At 62.1% G+C, this 19,903-nt stretch carries 20 protein-coding genes and 1 pseudogene; 10 read left to right on the top strand and 11 right to left on the bottom strand.

What is annotated here, in order from left to right; genetic code table 11:
• Positions 1–107: 107 nt before the first annotated feature.
• Together VK804_RS16045 and VK804_RS16040 are read right to left on the bottom strand one after the other, a co-directional pair.
• The gene (locus VK804_RS16045; RefSeq protein WP_325371923.1) at positions 108–695 is read right to left on the bottom strand and encodes a hypothetical protein; all 588 of its coding nucleotides are present in this window, start codon (positions 693–695) and stop codon (positions 108–110) included.
• 167 nt (positions 696–862) lie between these two features.
• On the bottom strand, positions 863–1,867 hold the full coding sequence (locus VK804_RS16040; RefSeq protein ID WP_325371921.1) for an acyl-CoA desaturase: 1,005 nt from the start codon (positions 1,865–1,867) through the stop codon (positions 863–865).
• Positions 1,868–2,195: 328 nt separating this feature from the next.
• On the opposite strand from VK804_RS16040, the gene ykgO reads away from it, so the two are divergent.
• The 3 genes from ykgO to VK804_RS16025 all read left to right on the top strand — a co-directional run bounded on the left by ykgO (position 2,196) and on the right by VK804_RS16025 (position 3,434).
• Positions 2,196–2,321, top strand: coding sequence for a type B 50S ribosomal protein L36 (gene ykgO / locus VK804_RS16035; protein WP_325371919.1), 126 nt, complete (start codon positions 2,196–2,198; stop codon positions 2,319–2,321).
• Positions 2,322–2,415: 94 nt separating this feature from the next.
• Positions 2,416–3,060, top strand: a complete 645-nt coding sequence (locus tag VK804_RS16030; protein WP_414642797.1) for a tetratricopeptide repeat protein — start codon at positions 2,416–2,418, stop codon at positions 3,058–3,060.
• Between the two features lie 134 nt (positions 3,061–3,194).
• Positions 3,195–3,434: a hypothetical protein gene (locus VK804_RS16025; protein WP_325371917.1), complete on the top strand. Its 240-nt coding sequence runs from the start codon at positions 3,195–3,197 to the stop codon at positions 3,432–3,434.
• 73 nt (positions 3,435–3,507) lie between these two features.
• Here VK804_RS16025 and VK804_RS16020 read toward each other — a convergent pair whose 3' ends face one another.
• Positions 3,508–3,690 carry a hypothetical protein gene (locus tag VK804_RS16020; RefSeq protein WP_325371915.1) on the bottom strand — a complete coding sequence of 61 codons (183 nt, stop codon included), beginning with the start codon at positions 3,688–3,690 and terminating at the stop codon, positions 3,508–3,510.
• A 262-nt stretch (positions 3,691–3,952) separates the two neighbouring features.
• On the opposite strand from VK804_RS16020, the gene VK804_RS16015 reads away from it, so the two are divergent.
• Positions 3,953–4,915 carry an alpha/beta hydrolase gene (locus VK804_RS16015; RefSeq protein WP_325371913.1) on the top strand — a complete coding sequence of 321 codons (963 nt, stop codon included), beginning with the start codon at positions 3,953–3,955 and terminating at the stop codon, positions 4,913–4,915.
• A gap of 66 nt (positions 4,916–4,981) precedes the next feature.
• The gene (locus VK804_RS16010; RefSeq protein ID WP_325371911.1) at positions 4,982–5,458 is read left to right on the top strand and encodes a hypothetical protein; all 477 of its coding nucleotides are present in this window, start codon (positions 4,982–4,984) and stop codon (positions 5,456–5,458) included.
• 194 nt (positions 5,459–5,652) lie between these two features.
• Here the strand turns inward: VK804_RS16010 and VK804_RS16005 are convergent, their stop codons facing one another.
• The 4 genes from VK804_RS16005 to VK804_RS15990 all read right to left on the bottom strand — a co-directional run bounded on the left by VK804_RS16005 (position 5,653) and on the right by VK804_RS15990 (position 8,785).
• Positions 5,653–7,104: a caspase family protein gene (locus VK804_RS16005; protein WP_325371986.1), complete on the bottom strand. Its 1,452-nt coding sequence runs from the start codon at positions 7,102–7,104 to the stop codon at positions 5,653–5,655.
• A 65-nt stretch (positions 7,105–7,169) separates the two neighbouring features.
• Positions 7,170–7,646 (bottom strand): hypothetical protein, encoded by a 477-nt coding sequence (locus VK804_RS16000; protein ID WP_325371909.1) that lies wholly within the window; start codon positions 7,644–7,646, stop codon positions 7,170–7,172.
• A 141-nt stretch (positions 7,647–7,787) separates the two neighbouring features.
• On the bottom strand, positions 7,788–8,378 hold the full coding sequence (locus VK804_RS15995; protein ID WP_325371907.1) for a TetR/AcrR family transcriptional regulator: 591 nt from the start codon (positions 8,376–8,378) through the stop codon (positions 7,788–7,790).
• A complete protein-coding gene (locus VK804_RS15990) occupies positions 8,378–8,785 on the bottom strand; it encodes a VOC family protein (protein ID WP_325371905.1) in 408 nt (135 codons plus the stop codon). Before VK804_RS15990 ends, VK804_RS15995 begins: the two co-directional genes overlap by 1 nt.
• A gap of 225 nt (positions 8,786–9,010) precedes the next feature.
• Here VK804_RS15990 and VK804_RS15985 point away from each other — a divergent pair, with 225 nt between their 5' ends.
• A complete protein-coding gene (locus VK804_RS15985) occupies positions 9,011–9,196 on the top strand; it encodes a hypothetical protein (protein ID WP_325371903.1) in 186 nt (61 codons plus the stop codon).
• 4 nt (positions 9,197–9,200) lie between these two features.
• Here the strand turns inward: VK804_RS15985 and VK804_RS15980 are convergent.
• Positions 9,201–9,389 (bottom strand): annotated as a pseudogene (locus tag VK804_RS15980) (c-type cytochrome); the annotation flags it as partial.
• 272 nt (positions 9,390–9,661) lie between these two features.
• Here VK804_RS15980 and VK804_RS15975 point away from each other — a divergent pair.
• Positions 9,662–12,205, top strand: coding sequence for an autotransporter outer membrane beta-barrel domain-containing protein (locus tag VK804_RS15975; RefSeq protein WP_325371901.1), 2,544 nt, complete (start codon positions 9,662–9,664; stop codon positions 12,203–12,205).
• A 48-nt stretch (positions 12,206–12,253) separates the two neighbouring features.
• Here VK804_RS15975 and cycA read toward each other — a convergent pair whose 3' ends face one another.
• Positions 12,254–12,646, bottom strand: a complete 393-nt coding sequence (gene cycA, locus VK804_RS15970) for a cytochrome c-550 CycA (RefSeq protein ID WP_325371899.1) — start codon at positions 12,644–12,646, stop codon at positions 12,254–12,256.
• Positions 12,647–12,897: 251 nt separating this feature from the next.
• On the opposite strand from cycA, the gene VK804_RS15965 reads away from it, so the two are divergent.
• Positions 12,898–14,391 (top strand): FAD-linked oxidase C-terminal domain-containing protein, encoded by a 1,494-nt coding sequence (locus tag VK804_RS15965; RefSeq protein ID WP_325371897.1) that lies wholly within the window; start codon positions 12,898–12,900, stop codon positions 14,389–14,391.
• Between the two features lie 310 nt (positions 14,392–14,701).
• Here VK804_RS15965 and VK804_RS15960 read toward each other — a convergent pair whose 3' ends face one another.
• A complete protein-coding gene (locus tag VK804_RS15960; RefSeq protein WP_325371895.1) occupies positions 14,702–16,003 on the bottom strand; it encodes an LssY C-terminal domain-containing protein in 1,302 nt (433 codons plus the stop codon).
• 422 nt (positions 16,004–16,425) lie between these two features.
• Between VK804_RS15960 and VK804_RS15955 the strand changes: the two genes are divergently transcribed.
• A complete protein-coding gene (locus VK804_RS15955) occupies positions 16,426–17,598 on the top strand; it encodes an OpgC domain-containing protein (protein ID WP_325371893.1) in 1,173 nt (390 codons plus the stop codon).
• Positions 17,599–17,991: 393 nt separating this feature from the next.
• Here VK804_RS15955 and mddA read toward each other — a convergent pair whose 3' ends face one another.
• Entirely contained in the window at positions 17,992–18,768 is a 777-nt protein-coding gene (mddA, locus tag VK804_RS15950; RefSeq protein WP_325371891.1) for a methanethiol S-methyltransferase, read from the bottom strand.
• A 143-nt stretch (positions 18,769–18,911) separates the two neighbouring features.
• Here mddA and VK804_RS15945 point away from each other — a divergent pair.
• Positions 18,912–19,903: winged helix-turn-helix domain-containing protein (locus VK804_RS15945; protein WP_325371889.1), on the top strand; the 992-nt coding region annotated here is incomplete at its 3' end.

The following is a 19,903-nucleotide window of genomic DNA, read 5'->3' as shown; positions in this document are numbered from 1 at the left end:
GCCTGGATTGGGGATTGAGCTCAGCGGGTCGCGCAAGGCGCGGCCCGATGACAGGCTCCGGCGCCATCCGTGGGCTTGACGATTCTCGCCTGCGACGAAAATTGATTTCAATCCAAACCGTAGCGTTTCCGCCAGGCCAGCGCCGGGATGACAAGGCTGTCCCAGGGTGTGGTATCGGGGCGCATAATTGCATCGGCGAAAGCATTCGCCGGAAAATACAATCTTTTGGCGCCTTCGAAGCCGACCCAGACGGGTAGCGACCCTTCTTCCGCGAACATTTCAAGCGCGTCTTTCACGATTCTCGTCCGAAAGACGGACGGATCGTCGATGGCACGGGCCACTATGTAGGCGTGCTCAAAGACTGTACGCGGCGGATTATGCTGACCGATGGAAAGGACGACACCGCATTTGTCCGGCCGCATCTCGTCCGGCAATGCCTCGATCCGGCGCCACAGACAGAACCAGTCCCGGCATACATTCGGTCGGTTTTCATAAATCCCGCAACCACCGCTCACGCAATGCGGGCACAGCACGTGCGCGGGCTTTTGAAGATCGGGGCTGCGGATTTCAAGTATGTCGCAACATGCGACGCAATCGCCGCATTCTCGATTCGGGACGACATGCTCAAGAAGGTCGGGTCGTACTTTCGGACCAATCGCGGATGGACCACCTCCCATGTCTGCCAACTCTTGCATGCTTAGCCAGCCCGGGGGGATCGAGCCCAACGGGTCCGAGCAAGGCGCGGCCCGATGACAGGCTCCGGCGTAATCCGTCGGCTTGATGACACTAACGGCGGATTGCGCTGTCGCCAATCCGCCCGTGGCGTCACCGAACGGCCCGTCGAGGCAAATCAGGACTGCGCTTACTCGGCCGGAACGCCGGTCGCCCCAAGGGTCGTCAACCTGCTTCCCGCGGGCCATCCCGCGAGATGCACGCTCGGCGCCACCACGTCGCTGGCGAGTCCAAGCCACGCCAACGCGCGGATGGTGAGCCAGGTGTTGTCGATTTCCCAGCGGCTGTGGCCGTGGCGGGCCGAGCGCGGATCGGCGTGGTGGTTGTTGTGCCAGCCTTCGCCGTTGGCGATCAGGCCGACAAGGATGTTGTTGCGGCTGTCCTCGTCGGTCTCGTAGCTGCGGTAGCCCCACAGATGGGTCACCGAATTGACCGCCCAGGTGATGTGCCACACCAGCACCGTGCGCACGAACACGCCGAACATCAGGATGCTGAGCCCGGTCCCTGCCGCATCCGCCAGCGGCTCGCCGGACAGCAGGCCCGCGACAAAACCGGCGGCGAAGAACAGCGGCATCTGGCCGAGATTGATCCAGACCAGCCAATGGTTGCGTTCGAGGCCGGCGTAAAAGCGATCGCGCAGGATGTCCCGGGCGTAGCGCTGGTAAATGCCAAGCCGCGCGAGTTCAGGCTGATCGACCAGCAGCCATCCCATGTGGGCCCAGAAGAAGTTTGCCAGCGGGCTGTGCGGGTCGGGCTGCTCGTCGGCATATTGATGATGCCTGCGGTGCACGGCGACCCAGCGCGCGGGGGTTTCCTGCAGGCAGGACATCGCCACGATCACCATGGCGTGCTCCAGCCATTTTGGGCATGTCAGGCCGCGGTGGGTCAGAAGCCGGTGATAGCAAAGGTTGATGCCGAACAGCCCGCAGATATGCGTGCCGAGCACGGCAATGAGGAGACCGCTCCAGCTGAAGAAGGGCAGAAAGGCCGTAACCGCGGCCGCATGATAGGCCGATATCACGAGGATGTTGGGCCAGTTCAGCCGAAACGGCCTCACGCCTTCGGGCAATTTCAGCCGCTCGGTCGAAGCAAGCGGCGCCGCGGTCTCGACGACCGCCAGGGGAATGATCGTCATGGCGAGGTCGAGATACCCGTCTCTGCGCCAGACGCAGTCTGTCGGCTGAAAGCCCGTTTCCTGATACAGGGATTCGTCGAGCCGTGGGTGCAAACCTTTGGCCAAATTCATTTATTTTTGATGGACGGAACGAGGATCGGTTCCCTCGGGATTAGCCTTCTGGCCGTGAAAAACGCCCGTTTCGATTGACATTCGCCGGCCCCATGGCTTAGAAACCGCGCGTCCTCGGGCGGCGTGGCCGCTTTCAGGGATAAAGCTCATTTCGCCAACGCTTCGGGCCCCCAAACGATAGCGCCAAAACGGCCTTTCGACGCATCAGGATTGTCTCATGAAAGTCCGTAACTCGCTGAAATCGCTGCGCGGTCGCGATCGCGACAACCGCCTGGTCCGCCGCAAGGGCCGGGTCTATGTGATCAACAAGGTCAAGCGCCGTTTCAAGGCGCGGCAGGGTTGATTCACGGCTGGCCGGCCACGAAAATTAGCGCCTTCACGGCTGTTTGACGCTTTTGCTGCTTTGCAGCGCGTTTTGTCGCGTCTAGACTTTGCCGATGGCACAGAGATTCCCGCCCTTCGGCATTGGCCTGACCGCGATCCTTTTCGCCATGGTGACGGCTGCGGCGCCGACCGCAGTGCTGGCGCAGGATCCGCAGGTCGCGCCCGCCAGGCAGAAGAAACCGCCTGAACCCGGCAAGCTGCCGAAGGCCGGCGACAAGACGAAGGGGCTCGACTTCCTGTTCGGCGCGCTGAAGGCCGCGCCCGATGATGCCAGCGCCAGGCACGTCGAGGCGCGGATCTGGGCGATCTGGCTGCAGACCCCGAGCGATACCGCGGCATTGTTGATGATGCGCGCCAAGGCGGCGATGGACGCCCAGCAGACCGACGTCGCGCTGAAACTGCTCGATGCCGTCATAAAACTGCGGCCCGATTATATCGAGGCCTGGAACCGGCGCGCGACGCTGTATTATTTGCGCAACGACTACGCCCGTTCGCTGGAGGATATCGAGCAGGTGTTGGTCCGCGAGCCCCGGCATTTCGGCGCGCTGGCCGGACTCGGCATGATCATGCAGGACCTCGGCGACGAAAAGCGCGCGCTCGACGCGTTCCGCCGGGCGCTCGCGATCGATCCGCATCTGGAAAAGGTGCCGGAACTGGTCAAGACCCTGAGCGAGAAGGTCGAAGGCCGCGACATCTGATCGATCTATCTCGTTGTCGATCGATCCCGCAGCGCGCTGATTAACCACAATCGCAGACGACGCATCGTCAACGGGAACGCTTTTCGCTTGCCCGCGACTTATTCGCCGGTACCCTGCTTCATGGGAGCGAAAACATGAGATCCCTGATTTTGGCCGGCGTAATGATGTTTGGCGCCGCGACCGCCTGTCTTGCGGACGGGCTCTATTGGGTGGTCGGCAATCTTTCGACCGGCAAGTGCGATATCGTCACCAGCAATCCGGTCATCACAGGCGACATCTGGTTCGAGGATGGCCCTTATAATTCGCTCGCCGACGCCAAGCTCGCCCGCTCGACCATTACCGTCTGTCCTGAAAAGGACCCGACCGCCAAATGAGGCAGGCGGAGTGCGGGCCTGAAGCGATTTAGAGCGAAGTGGGCACCGGTTCACGTGAAGAAAATGCGTCAATCTAATGCAGGACGTTGTCGCCGCGCTCGAACGTCCCGCCCAGCGCCACGGCCGCATAGAGCTGTTGCAACTCCGCCTCCAGATGCTCGTTGACCAGCAGCAGCGCTTTCAGCGCACTGTGGACGTCGCCATTGCAACTCGCCACAATCTGGTCGATGGCAGCTTCGACCGGTTTGGAACTCATCGAAAAACCTCCAATTTCATGTGACGTAAACTCTTGGCGTCTGATCCGCGTTCCTGTGGATTGCGTGGACAGGCGACGGCCTCGATGGGGTGCCCTCGCCACATGGCAAAACTGCGTTGAGGATATGTCGTTATATGAAGCTCACGATGATGCTTATATGACGGTGCGTACCGTCATGCGGGATAACTGCCTTTTGGCTTTCGAAACCAGACGGCTGTAAAACCGTACCTCGGGGATGCCCAGGCCCATCCGGACCTTCAACATGATAGCCATCGTCGTCGTGGCCGCGCTCGCGCTGTTGGCGCTGGTCACGCAAGCGGGAGTTTTTGCGCTGCAGCGGCTCCATCCTGCGCAAGGCCGCATGATCGAGGTTGAAGGCGCAACGCTGCACGTCCTCGACCTCGGGCCGCGCGACGCCAAAGGCCCGCCGATTGTGATGATCCATGGCGCGAGCTCCAATCTCGAGGCCATGCGTCAGCCGCTCGGCGACAAACTCGCCGCCACACATCGCGTGATCCTGATCGACCGTCCCGGGCACGGCTGGAGCACGCGCGCGCGGCTGCAGGATTCGACGCCTGATATCCAGGGCCGGATGATCGACGAGGTTTTGGAAAAACTCGGCGTCGGGCCGGTGATCCTGGTGGTGCATTCCTGGGCCGGCGCGCTCGGCGCGCGCATGGCGCTGGACTATCCCGGCCGCGTCGCGGGCCTCGTGATGCTGGCCCCGGTCGCCTATCCCTGGCCGGGCGGGGTCGGCTGGTACAACACGCTCGTCACCACGCCCCTGATCGGGAAGCTGCTCGCCTATACCGTCACGCTGCCGCTCGGGCTTTTGCTCACCGAGCCCGGTGCGCGAAACGTATTCCTGCCGCAGGCCATGCCGGAGAATTATGTGGGCAGCACCGCGACCCGCCTGCTGCTGCGGCCGCGCGAGTTCCTCGCCAACGCCTACGATCTGGTGACGTTGAAGCAAGCCGTGATCGCGCAGGCACCGCGCTATGGCGAGATCAAGCTGCCGGTGGTGGTGATCTCGGGCGACGTCGACAAGACCGTGTCGACCGGCATTCACTCGCGGCCGTTCGCGAAAGCGGTGCGGGATGCAAAACTGATCGTATTGCCCGGCACCGGCCACATGATCCAGAACGCCGCGCCGGACCTCGTGATCTCGGAGATCGAGGCGATGAGCGCAAGCATCGCGCACCGCGCGGCCGCCGCGGCGAATTAGGACGTGAGGTCTTTCCGCACCCCTGTTCGACGGTTACACTGCCGGTGACGAAGTCTGGGGGGCGGCATGAGGCAGTGCGCGTGGATCGGGATTGCCCTGCTGGCGATGTCGCAATTCACAACTTTGCCTTCGGCACTGGCCCAGTCCGGCAGCATTGGGGGCAGCGTCGGCAAGCTGGACAAATCGATCTCGGGTGGCGCGGAGCCGGGCACGCCTCGCACGGCGCCGCAGCCGAAGCGGGCGGCTGCAAAGACGCAGGAGAGCGCCTCCAGTCATGGCTGTGGCCGGATCGTCGGCAGGTGGTCATGGTATCTCGGAGTGAGCGACTCGGTGTTCCACAAGGACGGCACCGCCTTCCACCCTGCCAGCGGCACCAACGGCAAATGGACCTGCGCCGGCGACACCGTCAGTGTGGTCTGGGGCAATGGCGGATCGAGCCGCACCGACCGCATCACCGTCTCGCAGGACGGCAACGGCATATTCGTCGACAGCCCATGGGGCGGCGGCATCAAGTTCACGGGCGCGCGCCGCGGGCAGGATTAGCCCAGGATGGCTTTTGGTCACCTCGCCCCGCTTGCGGCCGCTTGCGGGGAGAGGTCGGATTGCGCCGAGCGATGCGTAGCATCGTCCGGAGCAATCCGGGTGAGGGGGACTCTCGGCGAGTCGAGTTCGCTGAGAGAGCCCCTCACCCCGACCCTCTCCCCGTGAAGTACGGGGAGAGGGAGAAGAGCGGAAGTTCAATTGCTCGACGCCGTGCGCGCGGTGCCGTCGGCGCAGGAGGCGCCGACGATGTGGCAGGCCTTGCCGCGCTTGCCGCATTCGTCGAGCGCATTCGCCCTGGCTTTCTGGATGTCGTCGCGCGACACGATCGACCAGCTCGCCGTCGACAGCGCAAAGGCGCCGCAGGAGGTCCCGAAGAAGCTGATCTCGGCGGCGCAGCCTGCGGATTTGCATTGCGAGCGGGCGCTGGCGACCGCCTGCTTGCGCGACGGCTCGCCCCACGCCATGCCCCATTGGCCGGCGGCCTTGTCGTAGACGATGGCGCCCCACGGCTTCAGGCCGCCGATCTCGCGCAACCGCGCGAGCAGGCCTTGCGTGATTTCGCCGGTCGGCGGCAGCTTGCTCTGGGTTTCGAATTCCCGGATCGTCGTCTTGATGTCGCCGGCAGCGGCCGAGGCCGGATCGAAGTTCAGCTCATAGAGCCGATCCCTGATTTCGCGCAACGATCCGGGATCGTCGATCGCGAGCTTTTCGTCGGGCGCCGACGCCATCGGCCGGGCCACCGCGACCTTGAACTGCTCGAGATCGATTCTGGCGATGTCGGCGAACGCGCCGTTGGGATAACGCTTGAGATAGGCATCGAACAGCTGCGGGTTCTTGCTGTCCTTGATCGAGTTCCAGAACGTGACTTCGACATTGTCCTGGTCGGCGCGCCCGCTCGACGAGGCGGCGGCCGGCGGCGACTTGAAATAGAAATTGCCGTCGATCGGCGAGTTGGAAACCCACGGCTGCTGGGCGCCGCCGGTTTCGCGCTTCACCATCAACCCGACCTCGTTGAAGGCGGTGAAGATGTCGAGCCCCGGACGGACGATGGTCGCAGCCAGCGCCATCGAATAGGGGCTGTCGCCGTTGCTGCCGTCCTGGGCGACGTTGCCGGGCTGGGTGGCATAGGAAATCAGCGTGCCCTCGGGCGCGCGCATCTGCGCCAGTCCGCCGCTGGCCGCGCGCAAGGCGCGGCCGCCGAACGGATTGTTGCGGCAGGCATCGAGGACGACGAGGTTGAGCCGCGTGCCGGCGCCCTGCATCTGGTGCAGCACCAGATTGATGTCCATCATCTGGAAATCGACGTCGGTCTGCCGCGTCGGATTGGCGTTGATCGGCACCAGATAATTGACGTCGCCGATCTGCACGCCGTGGCCGGCATAGTAGAACAAGGCGACGTCGGCGCCCTGAATCTGCTGCCCGAAATTTTGCACGGCAGTGTCGAGGGCCGACTTGTCGAGATCGAGCTGGGCGCCGCCGCCGATCAGCGTGAAGCCGAGATCGGCCAGTGTCCTCGCCATCAGGGCTGCGTCGTTCTTCGGATTGTCGAGCGGCGTGACGCTGCGATAGGCCGAATTGCCGATCACCAGCGCAAACCGCTTCTCGGCGGCGGCGGGCGCGGTGAGGAGGAGCGAAAAGCATGTCATCGCGACGAATAGCGACGACAGCTTGACGGCCAGGCGCGCGCGACCGGCCAACCGCGAAGGCGTCTTCACCACGAGGCGTCCCATTTGGAATTTGCTCCGTTTGAAATCGACGCGTCGCCAGCGGCGCGGTTGCCGGTGCGCGTTCCGGTGTAGCTGCCGGTCACCGCGCCAAACCCGGGCGTGTCTTTGCGTTCCATCTTCATCGAGTTCCCTGCAAAACCGGTCACGGCGAAGGTCGTGGCATAACCGTTGCTCCACGTTCCCTGATAATTGCTGCCGCCGATATTGCGCAAGCTGACCGTCCAGTTCATGCCGTGCCAATGCTCGTTCAGCTGAATGGTTTTCGGCAGCGCGTCCTCCCGGCCGGCATGCGTCGAGCGGCCGGATCCGGCGTCGGGAGAACTTTCCTCCTCGCCCGAGATCGACTTGTTGCGCTTGCCGACACTTCCGCCGGTACTGCCGGCCTGGGCCAGGACGGTCCGCTTTTGGAGCGGGGGCGAAAGCTGCGCGCGCGCCTGCTGGCAGCCTGCCGCCGTCAGCATGACGGCTGCCGCCAGAGCCGGAAGCGGATGACCCCACTGCAGCACCTGCTGCCCCCTCGCGGCAAGAAGCCGATGGCGCAGAGGATAAGCCACCTGATCCCCGTTGCAAACGGGTTTCGCCAAGGCCGTCCCGCGCGAGGACTATGCCCGCGGCGGCCGGCCGAGAACGGTGTCGACGAGTTCGCCAGCTCGTTCCGGTTCGAATGGCGTATTCGTCATCAAGCGCTTGAAAAAGATCGTGCCAAGCAGCGCCTGCGCAGCGAGCTCCGGATCGACAGGGCCGGTGAAATCGCCGCTGGCGATGCCCTCGGCGATCACGGCGATCAGCGGCTTGCGCGCTTCGGCCTGGAAACGATGGTGGAATCGTCTGAGATCGCGGTCGCGTTCGGCGCCTTCGATCAGCGCGGGGATGCAGGCAGAGAAGGTCGAGCCGGCCACCACCTCGGCCACGTGACGCATGATCCGCTCGACCCGGTCGCGCGGACCGCCGCTCGAAAGGTCGGGTCCTTGCTGCTTGTGGAACGTCATGAACGCGTCCCTGATCAGGGCAAGCTTGTCGGACCAATGCCGATAGATCGTGGACTTGCCGACGCCGGCGCGGGCGGCAACCGATTCGATCGCGAACGCGCCATAGCCGACATCGCCGAGTTCGTCGAGTGCGGCGCGCAGGATCAGTTGCTGCGACCGTTCAATCCGGGGGTCGATTTCCGTCTTGCGCGGCTTGCCGGCCATTATGGGCGCGAGCCAAGGCGGGCCTCGGCGAGCAGCGGTTCGAACAGTTCGATCGGATTGCCGGAAGGATCCTCCAGGATGATCTGCTTGCCGCCGACGCCGGTGACGATGTCGTTGCGAAATCGCGCACCCGCGCTGCGCAGCGTCTCGACCATCGCCGCGAGATCCCCGACCTCGATGGCAAAGCGGTTCCAGCCGCCCGGCTGCGGACGCCTACCGTCGGACATCGATTGACCGCCGCCGCCAGATGGATTCGGCGCGCTCAGCACCAGCCGAAGGTCGCCGCGCGTAAGCATGGCGAAGGCGGGCGCCGGATGCATGACAAGATCAAATCCCAGTTGGCCGGTATAGAACGCGATCGCCGCATCGACGTCATCAACGATGTAGCGGACCTGAACCGTTGCCATCAGACGATCCTCCGTGCCTCTAAATTACCTGTAAAACGTAACTGTATCGCAGCGATACGTCAACGTTTCGTTTCTGCAGCCGTCGATCCGGCGCGAAGGGCGATCGTGCGGGGCGATGGATCGCTGCTCGCCCGTCGCGCCATGTCACGACAGCGCGACAGACCGGCGATTTGTTCGCAGCCGCTTCGGTTGGAATCATCGGCACGGGGTGATAATCGTTTGCCCATGAAGAAATCCGATATCATCTGTCCCGAATGCAGGGCCGGCTATCGCCGGATCGAGCTGGTCTCCAAGCCGGGACCGAAGGGCGAGTTCCGATGCCTGCTCTGCAATCATCTCATTGAGGTGTTCGACGGCTCGACCGAAATCGCCATCCGCCTCACGGTGCAGCCGGAAAAGACGTTCGAATAACGCGCTATTTGGTATTGCCGTCCTTGTCGTATTGCGAGATGAACGCCCAGAGGTCGTTGAGCTCCTTGTCGTTCTTGATGCCGGCGAAAGCCATCTTGGTGCCGGGAATCTTCGCCTTCGGATCCCTGATGTATTCCTTGAACTCGGCCTCGTTCCAGGTGATGCCGGAATTCGTGTTGGCGTCGCAATGACCTCGATAGTCCCGGACTTGAGGCCGTCGCGGCGTCCGCGAAGCTGAGATCGGCAATCGCGAAACGTGTGTTTGACATGCAACACATGGCCGGTTTCGGATTCCAGAACCTCTACGATGCAGCTACCCGTGCCGAATGTGTCTTATTGTTGCGGCGAGACGCCGATTGCCTGGGGTATCGCATGGACCTGTCGACAAGGTTGCTGGCCTTGGTATATGGCCGCGGCTTTTTGCCGGCTTTGGTCGCGATTGCTGGCTTGATCCAAGCCGGCCCCATGCAGGCCGCAGACGCCACCTGGGTCGGCGGCCTGCCGGTCGGACCCTTCCAAAGCGAGTACGATATCCCCGCGAACTGGACACCGACCGGACCGCCAGGCGGCACGGCCTTTTTCGGAGCATCGGCCAACACCACGGTGGTCATCCTCAATAATGCTACCGTTGGTGGCTGGACCTTCAACCCCGGGGCACCGGCCTATACCTTTTCGGTCGGCTCTGGCATCGACTTTACCGGGGCCGGCATCGTCACCAATGGCGGCAGCGTCACCATCGTCGCCCAGTTCTTGGCCGATGTGCAATTCTCCAATTCGAGCACGGCTGGTAACGCCAGCATCGGCACCAACGACCTCAGCACGGTGCGGTTCAACGATTCAAGCACCGCCGGCAGCGCCAGCATCAGCATCGCCGGCTTGTTGCAATTCAACAACACGAGCACGGCCGGCAACGCCAGCATCGTCACGGTGGACCTTGGCGAGATCTCGTTCACGGGTTCCAGCACCGCAGGCAGCGCCAGCATTGCCAACAACTTTTTCCTCGATTTTCACAACAATAGCACCGGCGGCAACGCCAGTATTACCAATGGCGACTTCGCCATCGTCAACGGCGACCGTGTTCCCGTGGTCACGGATTTCAGCCAATCCAGCGGGCCCAATGCCGACCACAAGCTCAGCGCCGGCTCGATCGCCGGAGGCGGCATCTTCTATCTCGGGCAGAATGAGTTGACCGTCGGCGGCAACAATCTGTCGACGACCGTCACCGGCATCATTTCCGATGGCGGTTTCGGCGGAGGCGGCGGCACCAGCGGCTCGCTGGTCAAGATCGGTACGGGAACGCTGACGTTCTCCGGGGTCGACACCTATACCGGCGCGACCACGGTGAACGGCGGCACGCTGAATGTCGGCGGCTCGATCGCCGCGTCGGCGCTGACGACGGTAGACGCCGGCGCCACGCTCAGCGGCAGCGGCACCGTCGGCAATACCCAGATCAACAACGGCGGCATTTTCGCGCCGGGCAGCGGCACGCCGGGGTCATTCATGACGGTGGCCGGCAATCTCGCATTTCAGTTGGGCGCGCAATATCTAGTCCAGATCAATCCCGCGACGTCGTCATTTGCCAATGTGACCGGGACGGCGGCGCTCAACGGCGCCACGGTCGATGCCGTCTACGCCAACGGCAGCTATCTCTCGAAGCGATATACGATCCTGCAGGCGACCGGCGGCGTCAGCGGGACATTCGGCGCGCTCGTCGATACCAACCTGCCGCCGAATGTTCATGTCGGCCTAAGCTACGACGCCAACGATGCCTTTCTCGATTTGACGCTGAATTTCAGCGTGCCAACCGGCCTTAATCAGAACCAGCAGAATGTCGGCAACGCCCTGACCAATTTTTTCAATACGACCGGCGGCATCCCGATGGCGTTCGCGGCACTTTCGCCGGCGGGTCTGACGCAAGCTTCGGGGGAGCTGGCGACGGGAACGCAACAGACCACCTACGACGCGATGTCGCAATTTCTCGGCCTGCTGACAGACCCGTTCGTGGCGGGCCGCGGAATTCCGACACCACCTTCGGGTGGCGCGCCGGGCTATGCGGAGGAGACCGACGGCTCGAGTGCCTATGCCTCTTCCAGCCGCCAGCGTAGCGGTGCCGAGCGCGATGCCTACGCCGCGCTTTATCGCAAGGCGCCGCTGGCGCAGAGCTACGACCCGCGCTGGAGCGTGTGGGCGGCGGGATTCGGCGGATCGCAGACGACAGACGGCAGTGCGGCCGTTGGATCGAGCAACACCGCGAGCCGCGTGTTCGGCACCGCGGTGGGCGCAGATTACATTTTCTCGCCGTCGACCATCGCCGGTTTTGCAGTCGCCGGCGGCGGCACCAATTTCAGCGTCGCCGATGGCGGTACCGGGCGTTCCGACCTGTTCCAGGCCGGCGGCTTCGTGCGCCACACCGCCGGACCTGCCTATATCTCGGCCGCGCTCGCCTATGGCTGGCAGGACATCACGACCAACCGCATCGTCACCATCGCCGGTATCGACCAGCTACAGGCGCGGTTCAACGCCAATGCGTATTCGGGCCGCGCCGAAGGCGGCTATCGCGTCGCGACGCCGTGGATGGGCATCACACCTTACGCGGCCGCGCAGTTCACGACTTTTGATCTACCGGCTTACGCCGAGCAGGCGATCGTTGGCGCCAATACCTTTGCGCTGGCTTATGGCGCCAGGGACGTCACCGACACGCGTAGCGAGCTCGGCCTGCGCACCGACAGATCATGGGCGATGGCGAGCGGCATCCTGACGCTGCGCGGCCGCTTTGCCTGGGCGCATGATTTCAACCCCGACCGCAACATTGGCGCGACCTTCCAGACGCTGCCCGGCGCCTCCTTCGTCGTCAACGGCGCGATGCAGGCGCATGACTCTGCACTGACGACTGTGTCCGCCGAGATGAAATGGCTGAACGGCTGGTCGGCGGCCGCGACCCTCGAGGGCGAATTCTCGCAAGTCACCAACTCCTACGCCGGGAAGGGCGTGGTGCGGTATGCCTGGTAACCCAAGACGCCCTGATCTGCAGCGATCGAGAGCCGTCCGTGGGGGCCGCTATTTGGCCTTGCCGTCCTTGTCGTATTGCGAAATGAACGCCCAGAGGTCGTTGACCTCCTTGTCGTTCTTGATGCCGGCGAAAGCCATCTTGGTGCCGGGAATCTTCGCCTTCGGATCCCTGATGTATTCCTTGAACTCGGCCTCGTTCCAGGTGATGCCGGAATTCTTGTTGGCATCGGAGTAGTTATAACCCTCCGCCGTGCCGGACTTGCGGCCGTCGAGCCCGTTGAGTTCGGGGCCGACCTTGTTCTTGGCGCCGTCGCCGATCGAATGGCACGGCAGGCATTTGTTGAACGAGGTCTTGCCGGCGGCGGCGTCCTGCGCCGGCGCGGCCGTGCTGGCTGCCGACGCGGCGATGACGACCAGCGCGCTCAGGGTCAGTTTTGTCATGGCGGGGCTCTTGGTTTTCCGGGGGAGGGATGACGGTGCCGCCGTTGTCGCATGGGGCGGTCGCAATCGACAAGCCGCCAAATGCGTCGCGGTTTCATCTCGGCCGCCTTCATCTTTCGGATGGCTGGCATTCGTCCCGCTCGTGCGTCGACCAGCTACCCAAAGCGGCCCAAACATGCTTGATTTGCCATGATAAATCAGCAAGCAGGAATCCGCGCCCGGACTTGAGCGGCGCTTCTGGAGAAAATCACATGGCCGTCATGATGCCGGCGCCGGATCGGGCCGTCCTCGACCGCCGCGAGAAAATCGTGGCTGACTTGCGCGCGATCGTGCCGGGCGAGGGCGTGATCGACAGCGCGGCCGAAATGATCCCTTACGAGTCCGACGGCCTGATGGCCTATCGCCAGCCGCCGATGGTGGTGGTGCTGCCGGACACGTCAGAGCAAGTGTCGCAGGTTCTGAAATATTGCTTCGAGCAGGGCATCAAGGTGGTGCCGCGCGGCTCCGGTACCTCGCTGTCCGGCGGCGCGCTGCCGCTCGCGGATGCCGTGCTGCTGGGCCTGGGCAAGTTCAAGCGCATCCGCGAAATCGATTTCGACAACCGCGCGGTGGTGACCGAACCCGGCGTCACCAATCTCGCGATCAGCCAGGCGGTGGCGCATGCCGGCTTCTACTATGCGCCCGATCCGTCGTCGCAGATCGCCTGCTCGATCGGCGGCAATGTCGCGGAAAATTCCGGCGGCGTGCATTGCCTGAAATACGGCATGACCACCAACAACGTGCTGGGTTGCGAGATCGTACTGATCACGGGCGAGATCATCCGGGTCGGCGGCAAGTCCGCGGAAACGAGCGGTTACGATCTGATGGGCATCATCACCGGCTCCGAGGGGCTGCTCGGCGTGATCACCGAGATCACGGTGCGGATCCTGCAGAAGCCGGAGACGGCGCGCGCGCTGATGGTCGGATTCGCAGAAGTCGAGGCCGCCGGCCAATGCGTGGCCGAAATCATCGGCGCCGGCATCATCCCGGGCGGCATGGAGATGATGGACAAGCCCGCGATCCATGCCGCCGAGGCTTTTGTGCACGCCGGCTATCCGCTGGACGTCAAGGCGCTGCTGATCATCGAACTCGACGGTCCCGGGATCGAGGTTGACGAACTGATCGGCCGCGTCGAGGCGATCGCGAAGGCGTGCGGCTCGACCACGCTGCAGATTTCGACCACGGAGCGGGAACGCAACCTGTTCTGGGCCGGCCGCAAGGCGGCATTCCCCGCAGTCGGGCGGATTTCGCCCGATTATCTCTGCATGGACGGCACCATTCCGCGCGGCGCGTTGCCGAAGGCGCTGGCGCGCATCCGCGATCTCTCGGCAAAATACGGTCTGCGCTGCGCCAACGTGTTTCATGCCGGCGACGGCAATTTGCATCCCCTGATCCTGTACGACGCCAACAAGCCGGGCGAGATGGAGAGGGCCGAGGCGTTCGGCGCCGATATTCTTCGCTGCTGCGTCGAACTCGGCGGCGTGTTGACCGGCGAACATGGCGTCGGCATCGAGAAGCGCGACCTGATGGGCGAAATGTTCAATGAGATCGACCTTAACCAGCAGCAGCGCCTGAAATGCGCCTTCGACGCGCAGGGCCTGCTCAATCCGGGAAAAGTGTTTCCGACCCTGCACCGCTGCGCCGAACTCGGCCGCATGCATGTCCACGGCGGCAAGCTGGCGTTTCCGGATCTGCCACGGTTCTAGGGCGCTTGCTCATAAACCGATGGATGTTCGCTATTGGGTGGGGCAGAAAACATCTGCCCGCTGCGAGCATTGCCGGTTTTGACGTAATGCGGACCTCGCACTGCTCTCGTTTAGCGTCTTTCGCCTGAAAATCGGTAGAAAGAGATTGAAAGCAGGGCGGGCGTTGATGCGAAAAAAACCGTCCCGTGTATCTAGAGACGCTCGAGCCGGGTCTGACGAAAGAGACTGGACGACAGGTCCGAACTTGTTCGCCGATGCGAGAGCCGCCGCAGGGCGCGCTTCAGAGGCTGTGAATCTATTCGATTTCCTTCTACGGGCGCGGATGCTCCCAGTCGAGAAACTCGATTTGATCGAAGGCCCGTCGCGGCGTGCCGAGGAACAGAACGAGCCGAAGGCCGTCGGTCAGATACGGGTCTCCACCGAGATTGACGCGCGGATCCGGCATGGACGATGCACCCACGCCCTGCACAAAGCCGAAGCGCGATACGGTCCCGGACATGATCAGGTCCTGTAGCAGATAGAAGCGGTCCTGGTCGACGGCCGGGCTAATCCGATGCGTGGTCAGATACCAGACTTGCGTGGTCAGCTTGATGCCGATGTCGCGGCTGATTTGGCCCACCCAGACCTGCTGCCCACCGACCGTGAACGGAGCGAGCCACAGTCGTAGATGATTGCGAAGGCTCACGGTGTTGCGCGCCTTCTGCAATGCGACGTCCTGCTGGCGCCCGAAGACATGCAGCGGGCTGACCGGTGCGTTGAGATATTCGCTGCGGAACAGGAAAGCTTGAATCGTCCGATAAACGCTGTGAAGATCGAACGGCTCGTCGAGCCTCCATCCGCGCCCGATGAATGAGAAAAGTGCGTCGAGTCCACGCCCGACGACGACGATATTGAGCGGATCACCGTTATCCGTGCCGCTCTTGTTGGTGGTGCAGCATGCCAGCTTCGCCAGCCTTTCGCGCAGCGTCGCCAGATCGATATCCTCGACCGATCCGGGCGGATAGATGTTGCTGAAATCGACTTTCTCGATCGCATAGGACCCGCCGCGAACCTGGAGGGCGAACCTGAACAGCAGTTCCTCACTGCCGGTTTCGAACCCCACGCCAAACAATTTCAAGCCACCTTCACGGTGCGTGAAGACGAAGCCGGCCGCGGCTTGCCTCTGCAGGACGACATCGGGCATGCGAGCCCCGGCGACGGCGGCCTTGATGGACGCATTGGCGCTGCCTCGCCACCATCCTTGAAGAATCTGTTCCACCTCCGCTTCCGAAAAGTATTCCGGGTCCGTGACGATCGGCAGAAACTCCAAGGGGGATTCACTGGCGTTGTCCACGCCCAGCCAGATCGCCTGAATGCCATGGTCGGCCAGAGACGCGCCGAAGTAGCGTTGGCTTTCGTCGTCGGTCAAAACCGCCGCGCGAAGGGTTACCGCGCCCTGGCGGCGAGCTTCGGCGCGGGCCATGAATGATTGCTCTGCTGTCCGATCGGGGGGCGTGACGCCGAACCAGCTAAACAAGGCGATCGCCAAAAGCATCGCCGCCGCCAAAGCCACGGCCCGCCAGCGCGATCGTTCCATGGCCTGCCGAATTCGTCGCAGAACCGTTTCAGCCATCATCGGCCTCAGCAGTCTATCGAAGCGGCGATAGACCGAGCATTACTCAAAAAGAGTACTTCGGCGCTTTCAGCGCGCCCGACCATATCTCCTTCCGCGCCTGTGTCTAGAATGAAGGGTTATCGAGGCCCCATATGTCCGCCAGAAGTGAGAAGTTTCGACGGCCAGATAGGATACTTGGTGGAAAGCCTGTTCTATGCCACCGCTGCGCCATTGCGTTTTTACGCAGCCAAGACCCTTCTCGGACATCAGCCCCCAGGGGAATTACCCGACCTCCTGGAAAAACCCTAGCCGGGCTGTTTCGTGCCGACCTTCAGAACCCGAACTATGGTACGCTCTTGCAACGAAGTGGTGCGAGTTCATTACGCTTCTCGGTTGCTCGGGTGGCGGCCCGGACGCAGTCTCTATCCGGCGAATAGAACATGAAAATCAGGGCCATCTTACCAGTCTACGGTCGAGACCTGCGCCTCGATCTGTTCCGCGGGATTGCCAACTGGGCGATCTTCCTCAATCATATTCCAAACAATGCAGTCAACTGGATCACGACACGGAATTACGGTTTCAGTGACGGCGCCGATCTATTCGTCTTCATTTCGGGATATACCGCCGCCATCGTCTATGGTCGCATGATGGCAGACCATGGCTTCTTGATCGCTGCAACTCGGCTGGCGAAGCGGATTTGGCAGCTCTATGTCGCGCATGTAATGCTGTTCGTCATCTATGCCGCGGCGGTTGGATACGTCGCCCTCCGTTTCCAATATGACAACCTGCTGCACGAATTCAATGTGGTGAATTTGATCCACGATCCGATCGAGACGATCATAGAAGGCCTCGTCTTGCGGTTCAAACCTTACAACCTCGACGTACTGCCCCTCTACATCGTGCTGATGATGTTGTTTCCATTCGTACTATGGAGCGTGCTGCGACGTCCGGGATTAACGATGCTGGGCTCGTTTGCGCTTTATTTCGCGGCTCGCCAGTTTGGCTGGAATCTTGCGGCATGGCCAGAAGGCCGGTGGTTCTTCAATCCGTTCTGCTGGCAGCTGTTGTTTTGCCTGGGGGCGTGGGCGGCACTGGGTGGGGGCAGGAAGTTGCAGCCCGTCATCAATTCGCAATGGCTGGTCTATCTCGGTGGCGCATATCTGTTTTTTGCACTGATCATGACGTTGGCGGTAACTTTCGAAGGCCTTCGCGAACTCATTCCCGGGTGGCTGTATGGCACCTTCAATCCAAACGACAAAACAAATCTCGCACCCTATCGTGTTTTGCATTTCGTTGTACTCGCTCTGCTCGTGGCACGCTTTCTCCCCAAAGACTGGAAGGGGCTGAATTGGGCGGCATTCGATCCACTCATTAAATGCGGACAGCAGTCGCTGCGTGTATTTTGCGTAGGCGTATTTCTGTCGTTCCTCGGCTATTTTTTGCTGACGATCAGTTACGGGACAGTTCTGGAGCAGGTGCTCGCCAGTGCCGGCGGAATTGCAACTTTGTGCGCCGTCGCCTACTACGGTGATTGGTCGAAGCGGGTCGACAAAGCCATCAAACGCCCCTCGCCGCTCTGCACCAAGATTGCTGGCGAGAGCAAAGGTGCATAAGTTCGCTTCTGGTGCGAAACGGACATTCCGACCCTATCCTATTAAGCGATGTCGGTTGTTGGGGGCAGAGCGGAAAACATCTGCCCGCTGCGAGTATTTCGCCTTTGACCCGGAACCGACATTTCCTCTAACCGAGTCCATTGCTTCGGTGCTGCGTGAGTTGGAGGGATCGCCTGCGGTGCGCCGCTCGCTGGTTCTACCATAACCGGGTAGAGCGGTGGTAGCGCTGCGAAACTGGTTGCCCCAGCGGCGATTTTGGGTCGCCAAGCCGCGCCGGTGCTGCATGATCCAGGCGGCAGCACGAGCGCAGGGCCGGATCCGCATTCATCATGATCGCTGCGGCCTGCGCTTCGTCTACCATCGCGAACGGTCCTTTGCGCCGGCATTCATCGATCAAGCCGACTTGCGCCAGGGCAGCATCATCGAGACGCGGTCTTTATAGCGGCGATAGTCGTCGCCGAAGAGATCGACCAGATCGCGTTCTTCCAGGAAGATTCCGACGAAGATGTAGGCCGTGGTCACCGCCGCGAACAGAAGATGCCCTGTCGTCATGACAGCGGCGGCCCAGAATGCGATGATGAAACCAAGGTAGATCGGGTGACGCACGAACTTGTAGTAAAGCGGAGTGCGGAAGCGCGGTTCCGGCATCGGATGGCCGGTCAGGTTGCTGGTGACCTGATGCAGCCCGAACAATTCGAAGTGATTGATCAGGAACGTGCTCGTCAATACGATCAGCCAGCCGATCAATGACAGGCCCAGGATAGCCATGGCGATCACCGGATTGGTGATTTCCCAAACCACGGCAGGGATCGGACGCCATTGCCAGAACAGCAGGACAAGCGCGAGGCTGGAGAACAGCACGTAGGTGCTGCGCTCGACCGGCTTCGGCACCAATCGGGTCCACCATTGCTTGAATTGCCTGCGCGCCATGACGCTGTGCTGAATGGCGAAAACCGACATCAGGACAAGATCGACGATGATCGCCTCCGGCATCGGCCCGACCGCGCCGGAGTCGATGGTCTTGGGCACCATCAGGCCCGATACGAAGCCGATGGCGTAGAGGAATGTCACAAAGAATATGGCGTAGGAGGCAAATCCGTAGACGAAAGCCAGCAACCTGCCGACTGGACCGCCCTTCGTTTCCTCGCCTATGGCCTGGATTTGGGTCATGATCTCTCTCCTTCGTCGGACTGCGTCTGAAGCCACGAAGATGCAGGGAGGTGAGATCAAAAGGCTTTGCCCGGAGCCCGATTTTTGCTTGAGATGAGCTTGATTATTTCTTGAGACGCGTTTTGGGTTTGGGAGCACCGCCGTTGCAGTTTATCTTTGGCGATCATAGGCTTGATACCGAACGGCGCGAGTTGCATCGGGGTTCGGCGCGCATCAGTGTCGAGCCGCAGGTGTTTGACCTGCTGATCTACCTCCTGCAGAACCGCGATCGTGTCGTCAGCAAGGATGATCTGTTCGCTTCGGTCTGGGGCGGGCGCATCGTGTCGGAGTCGACGCTGACCAGCCGTATCAACGCCGCGCGCAAGGCGGTCGGCGACAGCGGGGAAGACCAGAAGCTGATACGCACCGTTGCCCGCAAGGGCGTGCGTTTTGTCGGTGTCGTCGATACAAGGTCAAACGGTGCCGAGCCGTCTCACGCGGCAGCTCCGGACGGAATCCACGAGCAGCCGCGCCCGGCGATGCCACTGCCCGACCGGCCCGCCATCGCCGTGCTTCCCTTCACCAACATGAGCGGCGATCCCGAGCAGGAGTATTTTTCCGACGGCATCAGCGAGGATATCATCACTGCGCTGTCCAAATTGCGCTGGTTCTTCGTGATCGCGCGCAACTCGTCATTTACCTACAAGGGCAAAGCCGTTCACCTGAAGCAGGTCGCCAAGGAACTCGGCGTCGGCTACGTTGTCGAGGGCAGCGTCCGCAAGGGCGGCGACCGCGTGCGCATTACGGCGCAGCTCAACGATGTGGCAACGGGAAGTCATCTTTGGGCGGAAAAGTACGACCGCAGCATGGCGGACGTGTTCGCGGTGCAGGATGAAATTACCGAGGCCATTGTCGCTGCGATCGAACCTCAACTCTATGCCGCAGAGAATTTTCGTGCCCGGCGCAAGCCGCCGGAAAACATGGATGCGTGGGACCTAGTAATGCGGGCATTGTCGCATTATTGGCGGGTGACGCGACAGGATAATGTTGTCGCACAAGCGCTACTGGAGAAGGCGATCACGATCGATCCGAATTACGGCCAGGCTCTTGGCGTGCTCGCCACCAGCTATACTTTCAGCGCGCACATGGGGTGGGC

The organism is Bradyrhizobium sp. (assembly GCF_035484855.1).
In the GTDB taxonomy this organism is placed as follows: domain Bacteria; phylum Pseudomonadota; class Alphaproteobacteria; order Rhizobiales; family Xanthobacteraceae; genus Bradyrhizobium.
This window is presented reverse-complemented; position numbering and strand designations above follow the sequence as displayed.